General features: G+C 76.2%; 1 protein-coding gene. It reads right to left on the bottom strand.

The annotated features are described in order from the left end of the window. Positions 1 to 1,326, bottom strand: a 1,326-nt coding sequence (locus tag ABZW03_RS40770; protein ID WP_355269913.1) for an acyclic terpene utilization AtuA family protein, incomplete at its 3' end; no start/stop codon positions are given. Between the last annotated feature and the right edge of the window lie 201 nt (positions 1,327 to 1,527).

The raw sequence follows: 1,527 nt of genomic DNA, 5'->3' as shown, positions 1-1,527 counted from the left end.
GGCGGTGACAGGGGCCGGCGGCACGGCGATCCGGCGGCCGTCCGGCAGTACCGCGGTGTGCTCGACGGCCGCGGCGTCGACGTACGCGGCGCTGAACACCCCGTACGGCGCGCCCGGCCCGGGCGGCGCGGTGAGGTGGAACCCCGGGTACCCGGCCAGCGCCAACTCGACGGCGGCCCGGCCGAGTTCGCGCCCGACCCGGGCCGGGCCCGGGTCGCGGGCGGACAGCCGGAGCAGGGCGGAGGCGGCCTCCTCGGTCGGGGCGTCCGGGTGGTCGGTGCGGGCCAGCGTCCAGCGCAGCTCGGCGGGGCGGGCGCCGGGCGGCAGGGCGTCGGCGAACTGCCGCCGCACCAGGGCGGCCTTGGCCTCGACGTCCAGGCCGGTGAGGACGAACACCACCTCGTTCTGGTGGCCGCCGAGCCGGTTGAGGCCCGCCTTCAGGGTGGGCGGCGGGGCCTCGCCGCGCACGCCGTCGATCCGGACCCGGTCCGGGCCCTCCTCGGTGAGCCGTACGGTGTCCAGCCGGGCCGTGACGTCCGGGCCGAGGTAGTGCGGTCCGCCGGTCTCGTACAGGAGTTGGGCGGTGACGGTGCCGGCGGTGACGGCGCCGCCGGTGCCCGGGTGCTTGGTGATCACGCTGGAGCCGTCGGCGCGCAGCTCGGCGAGCGGGAAGCCGGGGCGGGTGACGTCGTGCTCGCGGAAGAAGGCGTAGTTGCCGCCGGTCGCCTGGGTGCCGCACTCCAGGATGTGCCCGGCGACCACGGCGCCGGCCAGGGCGTCCAGGTCCTCATGGGTCCAGCCGAAGCGGGCGATCGCCGGGCCGACGACCAGCGCCGCGTCCGTCACCCGGCCGGTCACCACCACGTCGGCGCCGCCGGCCAGGCAGGCGGCGACGCCGAACCCGCCGAGGTAGGCGTTGGCGGCCAGCAGGCCCTCGGGAAGGCCGAGTTCGGCCCGGCGCGGGAGCAGGTCGTCGCCCTCGACGTGGGCGACGGCCGCCTCGACGCCCAGCCGGGCGGCCAGCGCGCGCAGCTCCTCGGCGAGCCGGGCCGGGTTGAGGCCGCCCGCGTTGACCACGACCTTCACGTCCCGCTCGCGGGCCAGGCCGAGGCACTCCTCCATCTGGCGCAGGAAGGTCCGGGCGTAGCCGAGCGACGGGTCCTTCAGCCGGTCCCGGGCGAGGATCAGCATGGTCAGCTCGGCCAGGTAGTCCCCGGTGAGCACGTCCAGCGGCCCGCCGGTGAGCATCTCCCGCACCGCGGCGAAGCGGTCACCGTAGAACCCCGAGGCGTTGCCGATCCGCAGTACCGTGCCGTCGCGCGCCAATGCGCCTCCCCTGCCGGTGAGTTGGCGGCGCCCTCGGACGGTTGCCACCGGGCAGCAGCGTGGCACCGCCCGGCAAAAAAAGCAATCATGCTTGCTTGTTTTCAGCCCCCCGAACCCCACCCCGCACCCCGGCGTCGGCCGCTTCTACGTCCCGGTCGGCGCCGTCTACACCCACACCTCCGACGGCGCCCCGGTCGCCTA

It is taken from the genome of Kitasatospora sp. NPDC004799, from assembly GCF_040609095.1.
Lineage (GTDB): Bacteria > Actinomycetota > Actinomycetes > Streptomycetales > Streptomycetaceae > Kitasatospora.
This window is presented reverse-complemented; position numbering and strand designations above follow the sequence as displayed.